The organism is Amycolatopsis sp. GM8 (assembly GCF_021653975.1).
Taxonomy (GTDB): domain Bacteria; phylum Actinomycetota; class Actinomycetes; order Mycobacteriales; family Pseudonocardiaceae; genus Amycolatopsis_E.
Genome location: NZ_JAJKFK010000001.1, coordinates 14148 through 33662 on the forward strand (window position 1 = coordinate 14148; position 19515 = coordinate 33662).

Consider the following 19515-nt stretch of genomic DNA (forward strand, 5'->3'; position numbering starts at 1 on the left):
CCTCAGTACGAGATGTTGATCGATTTGAGCTCGGTGTAGCTGAGGAGTTCTTCGAGACTCTCCTCGCGCCCCAATCCGGAGGCCTTGACGCCGCCATAGGGGACGTTGGGGAAGTGCTTGGACGAGTCGTTCACCCAGGTGAAACCGGCTTCGAGCTCCCGGGCCATGCGCAGCGCCCTGCTGATGTCGCGGGTCCACACGGCCGCGGTCAGGCCGTAGGTGGAGTCGTTGGCGATCCGGACCGCGTCCTCCTCCGTCTCGAACGGCAGGACGGAGAGCACCGGTCCGAAGATCTCCTCGCGAGCGACGGTGTGGTCCTCGCGCACGCCGGTCAGGACGGTGGGGGCGATGAAGAGGCCGCGCGCGAACTCCGGACCTTCGGGGTGCCCGCCACCGGTGACCACGTGGGCTCCCTCGCGGCGAGCGGTGTCGAGGTAGCCCAGCACCTTGTCGTACTGCGCCCGGCTGATCATCGTGCCCTGCGCCGAGGCCGGGTCCAGGGGATCGCCGAGGCGGTGGTCTCGCAGGCGCGCCGCGATCCGCTCGACGAGCTCGTCGTGCACGGACCGCTGCACCAGCAACCGGGAGTTCGACCCGCAGGACTGGCCGGACCAGGTGAAGTTCATGCCGCGGATCGCGGCGTCGGCCGCCTGGTCGAGATCGGCGTCGGCGAACACGACCATGGCGTTCTTGCCGCCGAGTTCGAGGCTGACCTGCTTGATCCCGGACTCGGCCGCGGCGCGCTGGATCGCCATGCCGGTGCGCTCGGAGCCGATGAAGCCGATCCGGCGCACGTCCGGATGGCGAACCAGGCGGTCCGGGACGGCCGGACCGTCCCCGACGACGACGCCCAGCACGCCGGGCGGGAAGACATCCCGCAGCAGCTCGCCGAGGCGCAGCGCCGAGAGCGGCGCCACCTCGGGCGGCTTGAGGATCGTCGGGTTCCCCGCCACCAGCGGCGCGAAGATCTTGCCGGCGAACATCAGCGGGTGGTTGAACGGCACGATGCGCACCACCACCCCGACCGGCTCGCGCACGGTGAGGTGCAGCCCGGCGCTGGCCGGGATGGTGTCGCCCTTCATCTCCAGTGCGAGACCCGCGAACAACCGGGCCTGCGCCAGCGTGATCTGGACGTCGAGCTTCGAGTTGGCCAGCGGCGATCCCGCGTCGATCGTGTCGAGGACGGCTAGTTCGTCACCGTGTTCCTCGATGATCTGGGCCGCTTTCGACACGGCGGCCGCGCGTTGTGGCGCGGGTGTGAGCCGCCACTCCCGGCGTGCCCGTGCGGCGGCGGCCACGGCGGCGTCGGCATCGGACACGGTGGCGTCGGGGACCGTGGCGATCGGCTCGCCGAGGTACGGGCTGATCCGCTGGTAGGTCCGGCCGCCCTCGGCCGCCCGCAACTCACCGTCGATCAGGAGATGCCAGGGCCGATCGCGGACCGCGAGATGCCCCGCGTGCGTTCCCGTGTCCGGCAAGGCCTCCGTTGGCACTCCCGCGGCGTTCATCGCCTGGCTCCTTCGTCGTGGGTCGGTTCGGCCTGGTAGACGGGCGGAACCGCTTGCTTGAGACTCATGGCTCCGGAGACGAACCGACAAGATGATTCTTCACAGAAGAACGTTTCCGTCTGCTGGGCGGACTGTGCTTAGACATAACTTCCGCCGCCCCAAAGGAGCAGACCGTGCCCCAGATCGAACCCCCGGTCGACCCGGACATCCCGGTCATCGACGCCCACCACCACTTGTTCGACTGGGCCGACGACGCGCTGGCCGCCCTCTGGGCTCGACGCAGTCTCCTCGCCGGCGACTACGCCGGCCTTGTCACCGATGGGCACAACGTGATCGCGTCCGTGGCGGTCGAGTCACACGCCGGGTACCGGGCGTCCGGCCCCGAGCACCTGCGCCCGGTCGGGCAGACGGAGTTCATGAACGGCCAGGCGGCGACGGCCGGCGCGGTGCGGGTCGCGGCCGGGATCATCGGTTGGGCCGACCTCAGACTCGGCGCGGCCGTGCGCGAGGTCCTCGAAGCTCATCTCGTGGCGGCCCCGCGGCGCTTCAAAGGCATCCGCTACAACGCTTTGTGGGACGAGGACCCGTCCGTCGTCGGCGCACTGTTCGATCACCCGCCGCACCTATATGGCGACAAAACCTTCCGCGCCGGGTTCGCCGAGATCGCCCCATTCGGCCTGGTCTTCGACGCCTTCGTCCTGGCCCCGCAACTGCCCGACGTCACCGCGCTCGCTCGCGCCTTCCCCGAGACACCGATCGTCCTCAACCACCTCGGCAATCCGCTCGGGGTCGGGCGCCACGCGGGGCGGATGACCGAGGAGTTCCCGGCCTGGCGCAAGGCCATGACCGATCTCGCCACCTGCCCGAACGTCGTCGTCAAGATGGGCGGCCTCGGCACGTTTCTGTCCGGCTCCCCGTCCTTCCGTGCCGATCCCCCGGTCGGGTCCGAAGTCCTCGCTGGGGAGTGGCGGCCCTATACCGAGGAGACCATCGCCCTCTTCGGCGCCGACAGGGTGATGTTCGAGAGCAACCTGCCCACAGATGGGTGCGGTTCCTTCCGCATTGTCTGCAATGCCTATCAGCGCATCGTCGAACATTGCTCCGACGACGAGCGGCGAGCCATTTTCGCCGGCACCGCGACCGCGGTCTATCGGCTGGACCTCGAAGAGGTCTGAGATAGCTCGATGCCGACCGAGTCCAGCGGAATTGGTTCGAACATTGGGGGTTCGTCCCCGGGAACCAGCGCGGTCGGACCGTAAAGCCAGTCGATGAACGACATGTCATCGGCGTCGCGTGCACGCAGGATCACATTGCGCTGGCGCCGGGGCAAACCGTCGAGATGCCACAGCTTCCCCCAGGAGCGGGCCGTGAACACCACCCGGCGGCAATGCTCGGGGCGCACGTTTTGATAGGCGCTCAATGCGCCGTCCCAGTCGACTCCGCCGGTCTGTCGTGACCGGGCGACGTGCTGAGCGAGCACCCAGCCGTCCTCGATCGCCATGACCGCGCCCTGCGCCAGGTACTGCAGAGGCGGGTGTGCGGCGTCGCCGAGCAGCGCGATGCGGCCGTCGACCCAGGTCATGATCGGGTCCCGGTCGAACATCCGCCACCAGCGATCGCGCCACATCAGCGGGATGCCCGCCTGGACCTCGTCGCAGGTGGCGAGGAACGCGGCGTCGAGCTCGTCGGGGGTACCCCAGTTCTCATCGCCGGCAAGCGCTTTCGGTGACTCGAAAACCGCGACCTGGTTGAGGATTTCGCCGCCGCGCAACCCGTATCGCACGAAATGGCAACGTGGTCCTATGTGGACGGACACCTCGTCCAGGTTCACCTCCCGATCGACCTCCGCGATCGGGATCGCGCCCCGGTAGGCGACGTAGGCGGAGTTGACCGGTTCATCCCGGACCAGCCACTGCCGGGCGACCGAGTGCAGGCCATCGGCGGCGACGACCACCTCCGCCTCCTCGACCCGGCCGTCGGCAAGCGTCACCCGCGCGCCGTTCGCCGTGTTCTCGTAGCTCGTGACCCGCTGCTCGGTGCGGAGGTCGACGCCGAGATCCCGGCAGGCGCGCAGGAAGATCGCATGCAGGTCGCTGCGGTGGATCACGACATAGGGAGCGCCGTAGCGGCGCGCGAGGTCGCGGAGGTCGAGCCGGGTCAGCTCGGTGCCGTCGACGGCGTCGCGCATCACCATGCTGGCGGGCAGCACGCCGTTGGCCTTCACCTCGTCCAGCAGGCCGTACTCGTGGAGGATCCGGGTGCCGTTCGGGGCGATCTGCAGACCGGCGCCCACTTCGCCGAACTCCGATGCCTGCTCCAGCACGCGCACCCGCAGTCCCTGGCGCGCCAACGCGTAGGCGGCGCTCAACCCTCCGATGCCGCCTCCGACGACGAGCACGTGCACCGTGCCCGCGCCGGAGCTGCTCGGTTCACTCATTTTCGTGCTCCTCGTGTCGATACCGGCTCACAGCCACGCCGCCAGTCGTGGGGCGGGCGAGCCGTCGGCGGCCGTGACCCCGTGCGGGCGACCGGTGAGGTAGGCCGTGATGCCGGCGAGTGGGCCGCTGACCGCGATCGGTGTTCCCTCGCCCGCAAGGTGCCAGCGGTCGCCCGTGTCGGTGGCGGTGAGGGTGAGTGCCTGGCCGGGCACGGTGCCGCGTTTGCCGACCACGTCGTCGGAGAGTGCGGTCAGAAACCCGGCAGGCAGGTCGGTGAAGCCGATGCCGGCGGCCAGGTCGACGGCGTGCACGCAGACCTCCCTGGCGCGCAGCCACGGCACCTCGGTCGCCGGTACCGTCCGGCCCTGGGCCGTCACCACCTCGGTGCGCCATTGGGATGCCCGCAGGCCGGCCATGGCGGTGGCGAGCCGCTCGGCGGACTCGCGCAGCCAGCCACTCAATGCGTGCGCGGGGCGGTGCGCTCCCGCCTCGATATCGGCTGCCCGCTGGTCCGGGGAGGAGTACATCGGCGTCCGCTCCCCGGTGGCCGCCCAATGCGTGAGGTTGCCCAGCGCGTCGGCATTCCCCGCGATGTGCGCGATCAGGTTCTTGCGCGTCCAGCCGGGCAACCCGGACGGCAACCCCATTTCCGGCTCTCCCCAGCCGGCCACGGCTTTCAGCGTCAACTCGGTCCCGAAGTCGACCCATCGCCGCGCATCGTCGACGGTGCGGCGCATCAGTCGCCGCTCGTCTTGACGACCCGGTTCTCGAGCCGGCCGATGCCGTCGATTTCCGCGACGACGGTTTCTCCGCCGAGGAGAAAGCGTTTCGGGTCGCGGGCGTGGCCGACTCCGCCGGGGGTGCCGGTGGCGATGATGTCGCCCGGGTTGAGCCGCACGATGGTCGAGACATATTCGACCAGCGCGACCGGGTCGAAGAGCAGGTCCCCGGTGTGGTCGTTTTGCATCACTTCGCCGTCGACACTGAGGCGGATGTCCAGGGCAGGCCGGGTGCCTCCGGGCAGTTCGTCTGGGGTGACCAGCCAGGGTCCGACCGGGGTGGAGGAGTCCCACATCTTGCCCTGCAACCATTCCCGGGTACGGAACTGCCAGTCCCGGCAGGTGATGTCGTTGAGAACGGTGAACCCCGCGATCGCGGCTTCCGCCTCGGTGCCGCGGGCGCGGCGCACCGGTCGGCCGATAACCACCGCCAACTCGACTTCCCAGTCGAATTCTTCTGTCTCCTCGGGCCGGGCGATCGGATCAGTCGCACCGATCAGGCAGTCCGCGAACTTCGCAAACAAAGTCGGGTATTCGGGCAGGGCGCGACCCATTTCCTGAATGTGGGTGCGGTAGTTCAACCCGACACACACAATCTTCGACGGGACCGGCACCACCGGCGCGAAATCCGCCCCCTCACATGGATACGTGGTGGCGGGGTCGACGGTCGCGGCGTAGTCCGCCCAATCGGCGCGGGCGAGGAACGTCCCGACATCCGTGGCACCGAGGTCGACCAGCCGCTGTTCATCGACCCGGACCGCGCGGGTGGCTCCATCAACCCGGAGTGTGGCCAGCTTCATCGCGATCCCCCTTCGGTGCGGGCGAGTCCGAGTGCCTCGAACACCGGGGCATCACTGAACCGGAACACGTCCAAACCTCCCGAATCCGAATCACTGCTACCGGCCTCGGACCTGATCGAGAAGGGTTCCCACGAGGGCACCACGAACAGATCACCCCGAGCCACCGACCACCTCGTCTCCCCCACCGTCACCACACCCGAGCCGTCGAACACCTGATACACCGAGGACCCCGTCTCCCGCACCGGCGCTGTCTCCGTGCCGCGAGTAATCCGGTGGAACTCCGCGCGGATCGTCGCCAGCACATCCCCACCCGTCGCCGGATTCACGTACCGAACCACGGCGTGACCCGGCTCGACCGTCCCGCCGTAGCCCTCCTTCTCCAATGCCAACTGATCAGCCAGCGCACGATCGGTGAACTCCCATTTATAGGCCAGCAACGGCGAACCGCGGCCCACCTCGCCCACCCCCACCGGGCGCAACCCCGGATACCCCCACAACCGCTCCGACCGCGACCGCGACGGCGTGCCCCGCTCGGCCTCGGAAACCCGGTCCCTGCCGAACTCGAAAAACTGTGCCTCGGTCACATACTGGAACGGGATATCCAACCCATCGATCCACGCCATCGGCTCCGCCGCGGCGTTGTGGTGCGCATGCCAGTTCCAGCCTGCCTGCGGCAGGAAATCGCCACGCCTCATCGGCACCGGATCCCCACCGACCACGGTCCACACGCCCGATCCCTCGACCACGAACCGGAACGCGTGTTGGGTATGCCGATGCTCCGGGGCGTCCTCCCCCGGCATCAAATACTGGATCGCCGCCCACAACGTCGGCGTCGCGAACGGCCGCCCACCCAGACTCGGGTTGGCCAGCGCGATCGCGCGCCGCTCACCCCCACGACCCACCGGCACCAGATCACCGGCCTGCGCCGCCAGGGCCCGCAACCGGTCCCACCGCCACAGATGCGGCATCGCCCGCGAACGCGGGTGCACCGGCATCAGGTCACCGATCTCGGTCCACAACGGAACCAGAAGCTCCTGCTCGAAATCGTGGTACAGCTGCTCGAGTTCGGGGGTCACCTTCGGCTGGCCCGGCTCATCCACTGCCCGTAACCGCACAACAGACCCATCACCGCTCGTTATCGGCACGCCCATGAAGCCAGCATCGACCACACCGCCGCCACAGAACGCGAGATTCTGTAGAACAGAACGCTCAGCCTCGAGAACGCCGACGGGGCTTGGCCGCGGAGGCGCGCTCTGTTCGGAGCCCATCGATCAGCGCCTCGGCCGCTTCGTGGAGCTCACTAGCCTCGACACCGTCCAGCAGCTCCGTCGAGATCCCGAGCAGAAAGGCATGGACCAGCGCACCGATGACCTCGGGCCTCGTCCGGTCGCCGAGTTCGCCAGTGTGTTGACCGCGCCGGACGCATTCGACGATACGGCTGCGATCGGCTTCCCTGCGGCGAGCCGCCGCTTCACGCGCGGCGACGGACTCCTCCGAGGCCGCACCGACCGTCGCGGACAAAGTGACGAGGCACCCGAGCGGGTGCCGAGGGTCACTTTGCATGGTGATGGAGGCGTGCAGCATCTGCGAGAGCGCCTCCGCCGCGCTCAACCGCGTATCCGCCACCAGGTCGGTGACCTGCCCCGGGCCCATCACGTAGTGCGTCACCGCGCGCTCGAACAGCCCGCTCTTCGAGCCGAACGCGCCATAGAGGCTCGCCGACGACAGCCCCGTAGCCGCTCGTAACTGCGCGAGCGTCGCCGCCTCGAAGCCGCGTTCCCAGAACACGGCCATCGCCGCGTCCAGCGCCTGGTCCTCGACGAACTTCCTCGGTCGTCCCGCCATGCGTCCAGCGAAAGAAGATCATGTCCTCCCACGCACCCGTGTCCCCGCCGAGATCCGCCGCACCCCGAACCCTGCCCGTCCCCGCGCTGACATTGATGGCGCTGACCGGTTTCATCGTCATCATGACCGAGACGCTGCCTGCCGGGCTGCTGCCCCAATTCAGCAGTGACTTCGGCGTCAGCGAGGGGGGCGCGGGCCAGCTGGTGAGTGCTTACGCGCTGGGGACCGTGGTCGCGGCGATCCCGGCAATCGCGCTCACACAGCACGTCTCGCGCAAGAAGTTGCTGGTCGCCGGGCTGCTGGGGTTCCTGGTCGCGAACGGCGCGACGGCTCTCGCACCTGGGCTGACGGTCGCGCTCGTGGCCCGGTTCGTCGGTGGCGCGTTTTCCGGCCTGCTGTGGGGAATGCTGGCCGGGTACGCCCGCCGCATCGTCGCCCCCGCACAGGCGGGACGGGCCTTGGCGATCGCGATGACGGGCGCGCCGGTCGCGCTGTCGATCGGCACCCCGGTCGGATCATGGCTCGGTTCCGTGACCGGCTGGCGGTGGGCGTTCGCCTGCGTATCCGCGCTGACGCTCGTTGTCGCCGCCGCGGTCGTCATCGTGGTTCCGGATGTCGCGGGTATCCGGGCCACGTCACGTCCTCGCCTGACGCGCGTCGCCGCGCTGCCCGGGGTCGCCGCCGTGCTCGTCGTGGTCTTCGTCTGGATGCTCGCCCACAACCTGCTCTACACCTATGTCGCGCCGTTCCTCACTTCCGCGCATCTCGGGCTGCGGCCGGACGTCGCGCTGTTCGTGTTCGGCGTCGCCGCTCTCGGGGGTATCTTCGCGACCGGAGTTCTCATCGATCGCGCGCTTCGGGCCTTGACGCTGGGGAGCATTGCGATGTTCGCGTTCGTCGCGCTCGCACTCACTCTCGCTCCGGGTTCGTTGCTCGTCACGGTCTGCGCCATCGTCGGCTGGGGCTTCGCGTTCGGCGGGGCAGCGACCCTATTGCAGACGGCCATAGCGAACGCCGCAGGCGAGGCGGCTGACGTCGCCAATGCGATGCTCACGACGGTCTTCAACCTGGCCATCTTCGCGGCCGGTGCCGCCGGGGCGCTTCTCGTCGACGGAGCCGGCGCTCAAACCGTGTCCGCCGCAATGGGAATCCTTTCAGCGATCGCATTCCTGATCGCCGCCCTCGCCCGAACCCACGCCTTCCCCAAACCAGCGCGATGACACCAAACCGCGACTACGCCGTCCAGCGGCGGCCGGTCTCCGCAGCCTGCGCGACGGCCGCGATCAGTTCCGAGTTGTGGACGCCGTGGTCGAAGCCGGGTGTGGTGAAGGTGCCATGCTCGATGTCGCGGGCAAGGCTGGCGTACATCTCGGCCACATTGAGCGCGGAGCCGGGCAGGGATCCCGCCACGGCCGGCTTCTCCGGGGCCTCGAAGGGCACGCTCGACGTCAGCGTCAGGTCGGCGCCCTGCACGCCGTAAATGGCACCGCCGGTGAGCTTCAACCACCCGTCGGAGCCGCGCAGCTCCAGGGTGAATAGTGCGTCCTCGGGCGAGACGCCGCCTTGGATGTCGGCGGTGACCACTGCGCCCGATGTCGTCCGAGCCAGCACGTCGACGTGATCGGGGACCTCACGACGGCTGGTCCCGCCGGTGTCGGCGACCGTGGGCTGAGGCCACAGGGTCGCGGTGCGCGCGTCGATCTCGACGAGATCGCCGAGCACCGCCTCCACGATGTCCAGGGTGTGGCCCGCGGTGATGGTCAGCAGGTTCGCACCGGCGGCCATTTCCTCGAAGTACTGGTAGTTCGAAAGGGTGGTGGGACCGAAGCCCAGCGAGGTCGACACCACACGGGCGTTGAGGGGCGTGCCAATGACACCGTCCGCGACCATCCGCGTCGCCCGGCGCACCGCGGGGTTGAGCCTGCCCTGCAGGCCGATGGCGTGATGCTGGGTCCGCACCGCGGAGGCGATTTCCTTTGCCTCGGTCAGTGATACCCCGAGCGGCGCTTCGCAGTACACCGCCTTACCGGCCTCGAGCGCCGCGAGGACGAGGTCGCGGTGCGCCGGAACCCGTACGGTAACGGTCACGATATCGACCGAACTGTCGGCGATCATCCGGAACGGGTCGGAAAACCATTGCGAGGCACCGAATGCCGCCGCGGCCTCGCGCGCGCTCTGCTCGTGGCGGGTGGCCACCGCGGCCAGGACCACCGAATCCAGACCCTGGATCGCCGGTATGTGGGACACCTGCGCCCAGCTCGCCTTGGTGTCGGCCCCGACGACCCCGACCCGGTAGCCGCGTCCTGACCTGCTTGTCTCCTGAGTTGTCACGATCTTCAGTCGACACCCCGCGCCGGGTCACAACCAGGTCGAGTGCTCCCTGGTCACGACATGACCAGGCACGGCGCCGAAACCCTTCGTAGTCTGGGGTGGTGTCCAGCAAGTCCAACACGGTGCTGGGGTCGTTCCTGCGCTCCCGGCGTGATCGGCTGACCCCCGCCCAAGCCGGGATCACCCCGTTCCCGGGACCGCGGCGGGTACCCGGTCTGCGGAAGGAAGAGCTCGCCGTGCTGGTCGGGATCAGCCCCGATCACTACAGCCGCCTCGAACAAGGCCGCCAGGCCACGCTGAGCGAGGACCTGTGCGACGCACTCGCCCGGGCCCTGCAGCTGGACGAACTGGAGAGCAAGCACCTGCGGACCCTCGCCGCCCGCTCACCGCGACGAGCGCGGTGGCAGTCCGCGCAGCACCCCGAGCCCGGCCTGCTACGGGTGATGACGGCGCTGGAAGAGCTGCCCGTCCTGCTGCTCGGGCGGCGCTCGGAAGTGCTGGCCCGCAACGCATTGCTGGAGGCCGTCCTGGGCACCACGTTCGAACCCGGGACTTCCTTCGTCCGCTGGCTCTTGCTGGATCCGGCGGCCCGCGAACGCATCACCAACTGGGACGAGTTCGCCGCTGCCGCCGTCGGCGGCCTGCGGTACGAGATCGGCAGGCATCCCGACGACGCCAAACTCAGGGAGCTGATCGACGAGCTTCGCGCGGACTCGCCCGCGGTGGCGCGGTGGTGGGACGAGCAGGGTGTCATCGACCGCACCTCACTGATCAAGCGGATCCGCCATCCCGCGGCGGGTCTCCTCGAGTTCGGCGTCGAGTCGGTCTCCGCCCCGCACTGCCCGGACCAGCGGCTGGTGATCTACACCGTCGAGCCCGATTCACCGACTGCCCGGACCATGCCCCTGTTGCACAGCTGGGCCTACGCCCAGACGGATCTTGCCGAACCCGCCAAGTAGACCGGCCTTGCCGGGACTCCCGCGGCTCACGCGCCCGGGCCGGCGACCACCCCTCGTGAGTGCAGGCCGCCGATCTCGGCCTCGCTCAGTCCGAGGCGGTCGGCGAGCACCTCGTCTGTCTCGCGTCCCAGTAGCGGCGCCACGCCCGCCTCGCCGTACGCCGCATTCCAGCGCAGCGGGGAACGAGCCGTGATCGCCGGCGCGCCGCCGGGCAGGGCCGTATCGGCGAGGACGGGGTGCCGTCCGGCCCGGTGATCGGCGACGACGTCGCGTGTGCCCTGGTACCGGCCCCACAGCACCTTCGCGGCGTCGAGCTCGTCGTGCACCTGCTTGAAATCCCGGGCCGCGAACCAGGGCCGGAGGATCGCGGCGATCGTCTCACGCAGCCGGTAGCGGTCGGCTTCGTTCGTCAGGTCCGCTCCCATCGCGGTCGCGAGAGCCGCGAACACCTCCCGGGTACCGGTAACGTCGCACAATGCCGACCATTGCCCCTCGGTCAGTGCGACGACCATGACGCGCCGTCCGTCCGAGCAGACGAAATCGACACCGAAGCTGCCGTAGACATGGTTACCGTGCCGCGGACGTTCCGTTCCCTTTTCGGCGGTCTCCGACAGCCAGCCCAGGTTCGCCACCCCGGCCAGCGCGACGTCGGCGAGCGCCAGCTCGATGTAGGCGCCACGACCGGTGTGGGACCGTTGGTACACCGCGGCGAGCACACCGGTCGACACTGTCAGGCCGGTCACCAGATCCCAGGCCGGCAGGACGTGGTTGACCGGCGCACCGCCGACCTCGGGCCCCGTGATGCCGGGGATGCCGACCTCCGCATTGACGGTGTAGTCCACCGCGGGACGGCCATCGGGATGTCCCTGCACGCGCAGGTGGACGAGGTCGGGCCGGTGCGCGACCAGCACATTGTTGGCCATCCAGCGCCGGCCCACCACGTTGTCCACCAGGATTCCCCGGTTCTGACCTGGCGCGGTGATCAGCGCCACGACGAGCTCGCGCCCTTCCGGCGAGCGCATGTCCACCGCGATCGACCGTTTGCCCTTGTTCAACGACGCCCAGTAGTAGGACTCCCCCTCGCCGGGCCCGGTCCCGTGACCGACAACCGGCCAGCGGTGGTGATCGCTGCCTCCGCCGATCGGGTCGATACGGATGACCTGCGCGCCGAGCTGGGCGAGCGTCATTCCTCCGGTGGGGCCGGCAACGAAGCTCGCGCATTCGACGATTTCCAGGCCGGTCAGCGGCTTCGGGGCGGAATCGGTCTCGGGCATGGGATCCTTCTCAGTGCACGGTCACGATCATCGGCTGGCCGCACGATATCGGGAACGAAGCGCGCCGCGTGGGACGAGGAGACGAAGATCGCACGAAGGGCGCCGGTGAGGAGATGGGCCCCAGACGGTGAACCTGGCGAGACGCTCGCCATCACGTCATGTCGGTGTTGGTCGCCGACAGCGCTAGCCGCGTCGCCTCACGGCTTGCGCGGTGGTTGGGCTTGAGGCTTCGCGAGCCTGCCAACTTGGCTGCGAGATGATCGGCGACGGTGACAGGTTCGTAGAGCCTCGGGGTGTCGATGTCCACACACGAGGGAAGACAATCAATGACGGCATCGGCGTTGCCGTCGTGGAAGTAGGCCGCGGAGCGCCGGAGCAACGGCCGGCCTTCAGCGTCGATCGGCGCGAGAACCCGGTGCATGGTCGAGATCCATCGGTCGTTCGTCCATCGAGCGAGCAGGTCGCCCAGATTGATCAACAGCGCTCCGGGAGCCGGCCGGACGTCGTGCCAAGTGCCTTCCGAGTCCAGGATCTGCAGGCCCGGCAGGACGTCATCCGCCCAGAGCACCGTCAATACACCGTAGTCGGTGTGGGGTCCCATCCCCAGTTGTCCCGGCTCGAGCCGTACCTCGCCGTCGGGCAGCTGGTATCGGTTCATCCGGAGGGTGTCCATCGAGTGGTCGGTATAGGACCGGAAGTAGTCGGCCGGCAGGTCAAGGGCGACGGCGAAGACGCGGGTCAAGGTGTTCGCCAGAGCGCCGGCCTGCCGCATCCATTCCTCGACGTCGCGCTCGAAAAGGGCCGGCCGGTCCGGCCACATGTTCGCCGGATAGTGCTCGCCGGCCAGGTCCAGACCGGGGAACTCGGCTGCCTCCGTGCCGACGTTGAAGGCCTCGAAGAGATCCGCCGGCGACGTGATGCCCAAGCTGTAGCTGAGTCGTTCGTCCCGCGGGGCGGTGTAGCCCCGGTTGACCTCGGGCGTCGCCGGCTTGAGGGCGGCCTTGTCCTCGAACGGGAGTGCGAAGAAGCCGTCCATGGCCTCGGCGAGGCCGTCGGCGGCGAGCTCGGGAATGCCGTGGCCCTTGATCTGCATGAAGCCCACGTCGCGCGCGGCGCGATCGACGAGGCCGGCGATCTCCGATCGATGATCGGCGTCGCCTTCTTCGAAGCCCTCGATGTTGACGACGGGGATCCGCAGCGATCCGCCGGTTGATTTCGCAGTGCTCACCTGTTCACTCCAGATTTTCGATGCGCGGCATGCTGGCGATCAGCTTGTGAATCGTGTGCGCGAGCGCTCCGCTCAGAGCCGGCTGTGGTCGGCGGCGAGGGATCGTGACCCCGACGGAAGATGCTGACACCAACACTGATTCCGGTCAACACTTTCCGGCGGTTCCGCGACTGGGGCGCTCAGAACCGGCACCGCTACTCTGGGTGCCATGGCCCGCACGCTTTCCTCGGTCAGCGACGGTGATCTCGCTCGCCGGCGGATCCTGGATGCCGCACACGCCGTATTCGCCGCCCGCGGATTTCGCGCCGCGACGGTGGACGCGATCGCCCGGCGTTCGGAACTGTCGCGCGCCGGCGTGCTGCACCATTTCGCCAACAAGCAGGCGATTCTCACCGCTCTGCTGGACCAACGCGACGTCGAGCTGGCGCTGTACGAGGATGCCGCCGCCGACTCCGTGGCAACCCTGATCGCCGGGGTGCGCGCGAGATTGCGCCGCATCCTCGACGGGCGCGATCTGATTCTCCTCGCTCATTCCCTCAGGGCTGAGGCCGTGGATCCGGAACATCCCGCGCACGATTGGCTGGTGCGCCGTTCGCGTCGCCTGCGGGCCGACATGACGACGGCTCTCGAGGCGTCCGTCGCTCGCGGAGAACTCAGGCCGGATGTCGATCCGCGGCTCCTGTCCGCGCTACTGCTGGCGGTCATAGAGGGCCTGGAGATGCAGTGGCTGGAGGACCCCGGCGAGGTCGACGTCGAGGCCGGGGTCGCACTGTTCGACGAGCTGCTTCGCGGCAACATCGCGGCTCGCCCGTAGTTCTCCGGCGCGTCCCGGGGGCGACTCCGAGAACAGACCTACCAACATGTCGGTCGGATATGGCATCATGACGCAACCGTCCGTTCACTCGCACCACCGGGGACGTCCAACGATCCGCGCCGGAGTCGCCGGGTGAGCTCGCGGTTTGTGAACAGTCAGTTAAGTCAAACTTCATTTGTTACAAGCCGAGGACATCGGCGTCTCCTCGCTCAACCACCCTTGATATCGACTATCGGCCTCCCTCAAGATCTTGTTTGAATCGTTTCATTGACAAGGAGATTCAGTGTCACCTAATCTCTCCGCATCTCAACGAGGAGGAGACGGCGTGCGCGCAGAGCCCAACCCGCCAGGATCGACCGTTCAGCGCGGCCTGAGCGCGGATTACCTCCGCGCGCTGCCGAAAGCCGAGGTCCACTGCCATCTCGAGGGGTGTGTCCCGCCGAAGACGGCGGTCCGGCTCGCAGCGCGACACGGCGTCACTCTTCCCGCCGGAGCCCGGGACGGGGGCGACCGCTATCGCTTCCGGAACTTCGACGAAGGCCTCGAGATCTACCTCGCCGTCTGCAGGTCGATACAGACAGCCGAGGACTTCGAGGCCGTCACGTACGAGAGCCTCATGACAGCGGCCGAGGGCGGTCTCCGCTACCGCGAGATCGCGTTCAACCCGCAGAATCATCCCGAGCTGAGCTACGACACGATGATGGGCGGGATCCTCGCGGGGGCGCGCGCCGCCGAGGAAGAGGCCGGCGTCGTCTCGCGGATCGTGGTCGCGATCAACCGTCAGTTCGGCGGCGAGGCCGCGCTGAACCTCGTCCGGGACGTCCTCGCACATCCCCACGATGAGGTCGTCGCGATCGGGCTCGACGGCGACGAAAAGGCCGCGCGGCCATCAGAATTCGTTGCGGCCTATGACCTCGCGCGCGCCGCGGGCCTCAAGCTCACCGCGCACGCGGGCGAGCACGGCGACTCCACCGAGATGGTCGAGTGCCTGGATCTCCTGCGGGTGGATCGCATCGACCACGGGTACGCGGCTTTGCTCGATCCCGCGCTGCTCGCCCGGACGGTGCGCTCGCAGATCCCGTATTCGGCGTGCTGGTTCATCGACTATCCCGAGCTCGAGGTCGAAGGCCGGCGGCTCGACGTCGCGGCCATGGCCGCGGCCGGGCTCAACATGTGCCTCAATTCCGACGACCCGGCCCTCATCGGCCCAGAGCTCCATGACGACTTCATCGATGCGGCCGCGCATCTCGAATGGACCGTCGAGGACGCCGAGAAGTACGCGCTGGCGGGGATCGATGCCAGCTTCGCGGACAATGCCACCGTCGAACGCCTCCGCGCCGAGTTCACCGCCGAGCTCGAGCGTCTCCGACCGGGCGCCTACAGCGCCGACATCCAGTGAGGACGAAGACCATGACTGATCAGCTGAACCCCTTCCAGGTCACGATGTCGCGTCGCGGCGTGCTGGGCCTCGGCCTCGCCACGACGGCCGGATTGGCGCTCGCCGCCTGTGGCGGCTCGTCGACGAACTCGGCTTCGGGCGACGCCGCGACCGGAAGCCTGGGAGAGCTCAAATACGGCTTCTCCTGGCTGTACGACGTCACGCAGGCGGGCTCATACATCGCCGATACGAAGGGGTACTACCAGAACGTCGGCTTCACGTCGGTCACGTTCATCCCCGGCGGCCCGTCGGCGGTCTCCGTGCTGACGCAACTGGCCAACGGGACAGCGCAGTTCGGGGTGTCGTCGCCGACGGAGATCGCCGGGGCCAACGCGAACGGTGCCTCGTTCCGGATCATCGGCGCGATGTACCAGGAGGATCCGCGCTGCATCGTCTCGCTGTCGGGCAAGCCGCTGAAGACACCCGCCGACCTGACCGGGAAGACGATCGCCGTCGCCGACGCCGACAAGCCGTTCATGCAGGCCTTCCTCGGCGTCAACGGGCTCAAGCCGAGCGACGTGACGATCGTCCCGTTCCAGTACGACCCGGCCCCGCTCGTCGCCGGTCAGGTGGACGGGATCCTGGACTACTCGACGAACTCGCCGATCAGTCTTCGCCAGTCCGGGCACGATCCGGTCGTGCTGATGTTCGCGGACTTCAACTGGTCCACCGTCACCCAGACCTACGTCGCGTCCACGGATCAGATCTCCGGGTCCGCGGGCCTGCTCAAAGCGGCGCTGCGGGCCGACATCATGGGCTGGCGCGACAACATCGCCAACCCGGAGGAGGGCGCGAGCCTGGCGGTGGACAAGTACGGGAAGTCCCTGAAGTTCACGCTGGACAACCAGTTGGCGTGCAATGAAGCCGAAATCGCCCTGATGAAGACGGCCGACACCGCGACGAACGGCATCTTCACCGTCAGCGACGCGCTGCAGCAGGCCACGGTCAAGACCCTGGCACTGAGCGGCGTCCACACGACGGCGGCCGATCTGTTCGACCTCTCCCTGCTGGCCGCAGTGTACCAGGAACACCCGGAGCTCAAGATGGTGTCGTGAACACCGAAGAATCGACGGATGATTTCGCCCGCGATGTGGGCGCCGCCGTGCGGCGCAGGCGGCGCGAATTGGGCATGACGGGCAAGGAACTCGCCCGCCTGATGGACGTCTCCGCCTCGTTCATCACGCAACTGGAGAAGGGCCAGTCCTCGATCAGTTTGCCGCGCCTCTACCGGCTCGCCGAAGTGCTGGGGACGACGCCAAACGGACTGCTCCCGGTGAGTTCCGCCTCGATCATGGTGACCCGCGCCGGGACGGGCCAGGAGATGCGTGCGGCACAGCGCGAGGACGCCCAGCGGCCGAGGCTCTTGACGCGAGGCGGCCCGGGCCTCTCGCTGAAGGCGCACCGCTATCTGATCGACCCGTCGGATCCACCGCAGGACTGGTTCAGGCACGACGGCGAGGACTTCGTCTTCGTCGTCAACGGCCGGATCCGGGTCGAGTTCGACCGGAGTGGCCCGATCGAACTGGGCCCGGGTGACGCGCTGAACCACGACGGCACCATCGCGCACCGCTGGCACCTGGTCGGAGACGAAACGGCCGAAGTTCTCATTGTCAACAACTTCGAGCACTGACCACGGAACACGAGGAGACCGAATGGCTGCGAACGCGGGGATTCAGCTCGACGACGTGACCAAGACCTTCACGACGAGGCGCCAGCGTGTCGACGCGCTGGGCGGTGTCAGCCTGAGGGTGGACGAGAGCCAGTTCGTGAGCTTGATCGGGCGCTCCGGGTGTGGGAAGTCGACCATTCTGCGGCTCCTCGCCGATCTCGATCGTCCGAGCAGTGGAACGGTCGCGATCAGGGGTGAGAACCCGTCCGTCGTGCGCAAACGGGGCCGGCTGGGCGTGGCGTTCCAGGACTCGGCGCTGCTGCCGTGGCGGACCGTGTCGGACAACATCCGGCTGCCGCTCGAAGTCGCCGGACGACGACCCGAGCCGGCCGCCATTCAGGAGATCGTCGATCTGGTGGGTCTCCGGGGGTTCGAAAAGGCTCGCCCCAGCCAGCTCTCGGGCGGTATGCGGCAACGCGTCTCGATCGCGCGCGCCCTGGCCTTCGAACCCGAGATCCTCCTGCTCGACGAGCCGTTCGGAGCGCTCGACGACATGACCCGGCAACGGCTGAACCTCGAGCTCCAGCGGATCTGGACCGAGAAGCCGGCGACGACCTTGCTCGTCACGCACGGGATCTCGGAGGCGATCTTCCTGTCCGACGTGGTCGTCGTCATGACGCCGCGTCCCGGTCGCATCCTGCGCGTCGTTCCCATCGACCTGCCGCGCCCCCGCGTGCCGGAAATGATGAGGAGCCCGGAGTTCCATCGCCTCACCGACGAACTCGGCCAGCTGCTGTTCGAGGACGATCCGGCTCAACCGGCCGCTGAGCGGAGCGCCTGACATGACACGCCTTGACACACAGGGAATCCAGGCCGTCGCGCCTCCGTTCGCGCGCGGCCGGGCGCGGCCGCCACGTCAGATCCCGGGTGTCGTGTGGACAGTCGGAGGGTTCGCGCTCGCCATCGCGTTGTGGTGGGTCGTGGCGGTGTCGGGCCTTCTCCCCGCCGGCTCCGTGCCGACGCCGGTGACCGTGATCGATGATCTGATCTCGAACTTCTCCTACTACCTCGGCAATGCCGCCCCGACCGTGGTGACGGCACTCGAGGGCTTCGCGATCGCCGTGGCGATCAGCCTCGTGTTCGGCGCGGTGGGGTCGCTGACCGGTCTCCTCGAACGCTCCGTGTCACGCGTCGCCCTGGCAATCTACTGCCTTCCCTTGCCCGCCCTGCTCCCGCTCATCGCCAGCCTCGAAGGCCCTGGGAAGCCGACCCGGATCACGATGGCGGTCCTCTTTTCGTTCTTCCCGATGCTCATCGGCGTATTGGCCGGGCTTCGCGCCACCCCGGCGGACACGGCCGCGATCGTGCACGTCGCGGGCGGCGGCCGCCTGCAGATCCTGCTGAAAGTCGGGCTCCGATCGGCCCTGCCCACCATCATCGCCGGGATGCGCATCGCCGGTCCCGGCGCGCTGCTGGGAGCGCTGGTGGCGGAGTTCAGCGGTGCTGACAACGGCCTGGGAGTCGTGCTCGTGGTGAGCCAGCAGAAGCTGCAGACCGCCCAGACCTGGGGCGTGGCCATCGTCGCCACCCTGATCGGAGGTCTGCTCTACGGGGTGATCACGGCGGCCGGCCGCTGGCTGCATGTGGATCCCGTGGAGGCCCAGGCATCCACCACGAGCGCGCGAGGCGCCGGTCCCCTTCGGCAGCTGGTCGAACTGCTCACACCGGCGGTCGCCCTGCTCGTCATCTGGGTGGGACTGGTGCTGTTCGGCGGCGCGAGCCCGCTCGTGTTCAAGTCTCCTGTGGCCGTGGTGAACTACCTGACCAGCCATCCCGCCGCGGCCGCGCACCGGGCGTCACTCGTCTCGGACTGGCTCCTCACCATGCGCGACACGGGCATGATCTTCGGGGTCGGGATGGCCGCCGCGTTCATCGCCGGCTGCGTGCTGGTGAGCTTCCCGGTCCTGCTGCGGCTGGGACTCCCGCTGCTCATCGCCTCGCAGTGTGTGCCGCAGATCGCGTTCATTCCGCTGCTCGTGGCCATCTGCGGCCGGGGGCCCGCGTTCATCATCGTCACCGGACTCCTGGTGGTCTTCTTCCCCGCGATGATCGTGATCGTCACCGCCCTCGAAGAGCGGTCACGCTCGACGATCGACGTCGTCAGCGTCTACAGCGGTGGCCGATGGGCGGTTCTGCGCTTCGTCAGAATCCCCGGAGCCGTGCCGGGAATCCTCAATGCGGCGCGGATCAGCATCCCGCTCGCGCTTTTCGGCGCGCTGGTGGCCGAGTGGCTCGTCACCGGAAACGGGATATCGGAAGCCATGACGACGGCCACCACGACCTTCGACTACACCCGGCTCTGGGCTGACGTGGTCGTCGTGACCGTGACGGTCATCGTGCTGTACGAGGTGGTCGCCGTTCTGCACGAACGCGCCCGCCGGAGGTTCTCAGCCTGACCGACTGCTCCATCTTTCCTGAAGCCCGACATCGCT

18 protein-coding genes are annotated in these 19515 nt (G+C 68.3%); 9 read left to right on the forward strand and 9 right to left on the reverse strand.

The window, feature by feature from the left end; all coding sequences use genetic code 11:
* Nucleotides 1–2: 2 nt before the first annotated feature.
* A complete protein-coding gene (locus tag LOZ83_RS00070) occupies nt 3–1508 on the reverse strand; it encodes an aldehyde dehydrogenase family protein (RefSeq protein WP_236787619.1) in 1506 nt (501 codons plus the stop codon).
* A gap of 173 nt (nt 1509–1681) precedes the next feature.
* Between LOZ83_RS00070 and LOZ83_RS00075 the strand changes: the two genes are divergently transcribed.
* Nucleotides 1682–2683 carry an amidohydrolase gene (locus LOZ83_RS00075; protein ID WP_236787620.1) on the forward strand — a complete coding sequence of 334 codons (1002 nt, stop codon included), beginning with the start codon at nt 1682–1684 and terminating at the stop codon, nt 2681–2683.
* Here the strand turns inward: LOZ83_RS00075 and LOZ83_RS00080 are convergent.
* The 5 genes from LOZ83_RS00080 to LOZ83_RS00100 are packed head-to-tail and all read right to left on the reverse strand — an operon-like array spanning nt 2656 to nt 7370.
* Nucleotides 2656–3945: an FAD-dependent oxidoreductase gene (locus tag LOZ83_RS00080; protein WP_236787622.1), complete on the reverse strand. Its 1290-nt coding sequence runs from the start codon at nt 3943–3945 to the stop codon at nt 2656–2658. The genes LOZ83_RS00075 and LOZ83_RS00080 overlap by 28 nt on opposite strands.
* Nucleotides 3946–3972: 27 nt before the next feature.
* Nucleotides 3973–4683 (reverse strand): maleylpyruvate isomerase family mycothiol-dependent enzyme, encoded by a 711-nt coding sequence (locus LOZ83_RS00085; protein WP_236787624.1) that lies wholly within the window; start codon nt 4681–4683, stop codon nt 3973–3975.
* Nucleotides 4683–5525, reverse strand: coding sequence for a fumarylacetoacetate hydrolase family protein (locus tag LOZ83_RS00090; RefSeq protein WP_236787626.1), 843 nt, complete (start codon nt 5523–5525; stop codon nt 4683–4685). Before LOZ83_RS00090 ends, LOZ83_RS00085 begins: the two co-directional genes overlap by 1 nt.
* A complete protein-coding gene (locus LOZ83_RS00095; protein WP_236787628.1) occupies nt 5522–6676 on the reverse strand; it encodes a cupin domain-containing protein in 1155 nt (384 codons plus the stop codon). Before LOZ83_RS00095 ends, LOZ83_RS00090 begins: the two co-directional genes overlap by 4 nt.
* 58 nt (nt 6677–6734) lie before the next feature.
* The gene (locus tag LOZ83_RS00100) at nt 6735–7370 is read right to left on the reverse strand and encodes a TetR/AcrR family transcriptional regulator (protein ID WP_236787630.1); all 636 of its coding nucleotides are present in this window, start codon (nt 7368–7370) and stop codon (nt 6735–6737) included.
* Nucleotides 7371–7465: 95 nt separating this feature from the next.
* Here LOZ83_RS00100 and LOZ83_RS00105 point away from each other — a divergent pair, with 95 nt between their 5' ends.
* Nucleotides 7466–8590: an MFS transporter gene (locus LOZ83_RS00105; RefSeq protein ID WP_255822235.1), complete on the forward strand. Its 1125-nt coding sequence runs from the start codon at nt 7466–7468 to the stop codon at nt 8588–8590.
* A gap of 13 nt (nt 8591–8603) precedes the next feature.
* Here the strand turns inward: LOZ83_RS00105 and LOZ83_RS00110 are convergent, their stop codons facing one another.
* Complete coding sequence (locus tag LOZ83_RS00110; protein WP_236787634.1) at nt 8604–9701, reverse strand: Gfo/Idh/MocA family protein; 1098 nt, start codon at nt 9699–9701, stop codon at nt 8604–8606.
* A 101-nt stretch (nt 9702–9802) separates the two neighbouring features.
* On the opposite strand from LOZ83_RS00110, the gene LOZ83_RS00115 reads away from it, so the two are divergent.
* Nucleotides 9803–10660: a helix-turn-helix transcriptional regulator gene (locus tag LOZ83_RS00115; protein ID WP_236787636.1), complete on the forward strand. Its 858-nt coding sequence runs from the start codon at nt 9803–9805 to the stop codon at nt 10658–10660.
* Nucleotides 10661–10686: 26 nt separating this feature from the next.
* Here the strand turns inward: LOZ83_RS00115 and LOZ83_RS00120 are convergent, their stop codons facing one another.
* Together LOZ83_RS00120 and LOZ83_RS00125 are read right to left on the reverse strand one after the other, a co-directional pair.
* Nucleotides 10687–11934, reverse strand: a complete 1248-nt coding sequence (locus LOZ83_RS00120) for a CoA transferase (RefSeq protein WP_236787638.1) — start codon at nt 11932–11934, stop codon at nt 10687–10689.
* A 151-nt stretch (nt 11935–12085) separates the two neighbouring features.
* On the reverse strand, nt 12086–13162 hold the full coding sequence (locus LOZ83_RS00125) for an isopenicillin N synthase family oxygenase (RefSeq protein WP_236787639.1): 1077 nt from the start codon (nt 13160–13162) through the stop codon (nt 12086–12088).
* Between the two features lie 208 nt (nt 13163–13370).
* Here LOZ83_RS00125 and LOZ83_RS00130 point away from each other — a divergent pair, with 208 nt between their 5' ends.
* The 6 genes from LOZ83_RS00130 to LOZ83_RS00155 all read left to right on the forward strand — a co-directional run bounded on the left by LOZ83_RS00130 (nt 13371) and on the right by LOZ83_RS00155 (nt 19479).
* A complete protein-coding gene (locus tag LOZ83_RS00130) occupies nt 13371–13976 on the forward strand; it encodes a TetR/AcrR family transcriptional regulator (RefSeq protein WP_236787640.1) in 606 nt (201 codons plus the stop codon).
* Nucleotides 13977–14301: 325 nt separating this feature from the next.
* Complete coding sequence (gene add, locus LOZ83_RS00135) at nt 14302–15375, forward strand: adenosine deaminase (protein ID WP_236787641.1); 1074 nt, start codon at nt 14302–14304, stop codon at nt 15373–15375.
* Nucleotides 15376–15386: 11 nt separating this feature from the next.
* The gene (locus LOZ83_RS00140) at nt 15387–16469 is read left to right on the forward strand and encodes an ABC transporter substrate-binding protein (RefSeq protein ID WP_236787642.1); all 1083 of its coding nucleotides are present in this window, start codon (nt 15387–15389) and stop codon (nt 16467–16469) included.
* Nucleotides 16466–17044, forward strand: a complete 579-nt coding sequence (locus LOZ83_RS40330; protein ID WP_236787643.1) for a helix-turn-helix domain-containing protein — start codon at nt 16466–16468, stop codon at nt 17042–17044. Before LOZ83_RS00140 ends, LOZ83_RS40330 begins: the two co-directional genes overlap by 4 nt.
* A gap of 22 nt (nt 17045–17066) precedes the next feature.
* Nucleotides 17067–17864, forward strand: coding sequence for an ABC transporter ATP-binding protein (locus LOZ83_RS00150; protein WP_236787644.1), 798 nt, complete (start codon nt 17067–17069; stop codon nt 17862–17864).
* A 1-nt stretch (nt 17865) separates the two neighbouring features.
* A complete protein-coding gene (locus LOZ83_RS00155; RefSeq protein ID WP_236787646.1) occupies nt 17866–19479 on the forward strand; it encodes an ABC transporter permease in 1614 nt (537 codons plus the stop codon).
* Nucleotides 19480–19515 lie beyond the last annotated feature (36 nt).

Coding starts and splice junctions, on each gene's coding strand:
- LOZ83_RS00070 (WP_236787619.1), bottom strand. CDS start 1,508: ATGAACGCCGCGGGAGTGCCAACGGAGGCCTTGCCGGACACGGGAACG.
- LOZ83_RS00080 (WP_236787622.1), bottom strand. CDS start 3,945: ATGAGTGAACCGAGCAGCTCCGGCGCGGGCACGGTGCACGTGCTCGTC.
- LOZ83_RS00085 (WP_236787624.1), bottom strand. CDS start 4,683: ATGCGCCGCACCGTCGACGATGCGCGGCGATGGGTCGACTTCGGGACC.
- LOZ83_RS00090 (WP_236787626.1), bottom strand. CDS start 5,525: ATGAAGCTGGCCACACTCCGGGTTGATGGAGCCACCCGCGCGGTCCGG.
- LOZ83_RS00095 (WP_236787628.1), bottom strand. CDS start 6,676: ATGGGCGTGCCGATAACGAGCGGTGATGGGTCTGTTGTGCGGTTACGG.
- LOZ83_RS00100 (WP_236787630.1), bottom strand. CDS start 7,370: ATGGCGGGACGACCGAGGAAGTTCGTCGAGGACCAGGCGCTGGACGCG.
- LOZ83_RS00105 (WP_255822235.1), top strand. CDS start 7,466: ATGGCGCTGACCGGTTTCATCGTCATCATGACCGAGACGCTGCCTGCC.
- LOZ83_RS00120 (WP_236787638.1), bottom strand. CDS start 11,934: ATGCCCGAGACCGATTCCGCCCCGAAGCCGCTGACCGGCCTGGAAATC.
- LOZ83_RS00130 (WP_236787640.1), top strand. CDS start 13,371: ATGGCCCGCACGCTTTCCTCGGTCAGCGACGGTGATCTCGCTCGCCGG.
- LOZ83_RS00140 (WP_236787642.1), top strand. CDS start 15,387: ATGACTGATCAGCTGAACCCCTTCCAGGTCACGATGTCGCGTCGCGGC.
- LOZ83_RS00150 (WP_236787644.1), top strand. CDS start 17,067: ATGGCTGCGAACGCGGGGATTCAGCTCGACGACGTGACCAAGACCTTC.
- LOZ83_RS00155 (WP_236787646.1), top strand. CDS start 17,866: ATGACACGCCTTGACACACAGGGAATCCAGGCCGTCGCGCCTCCGTTC.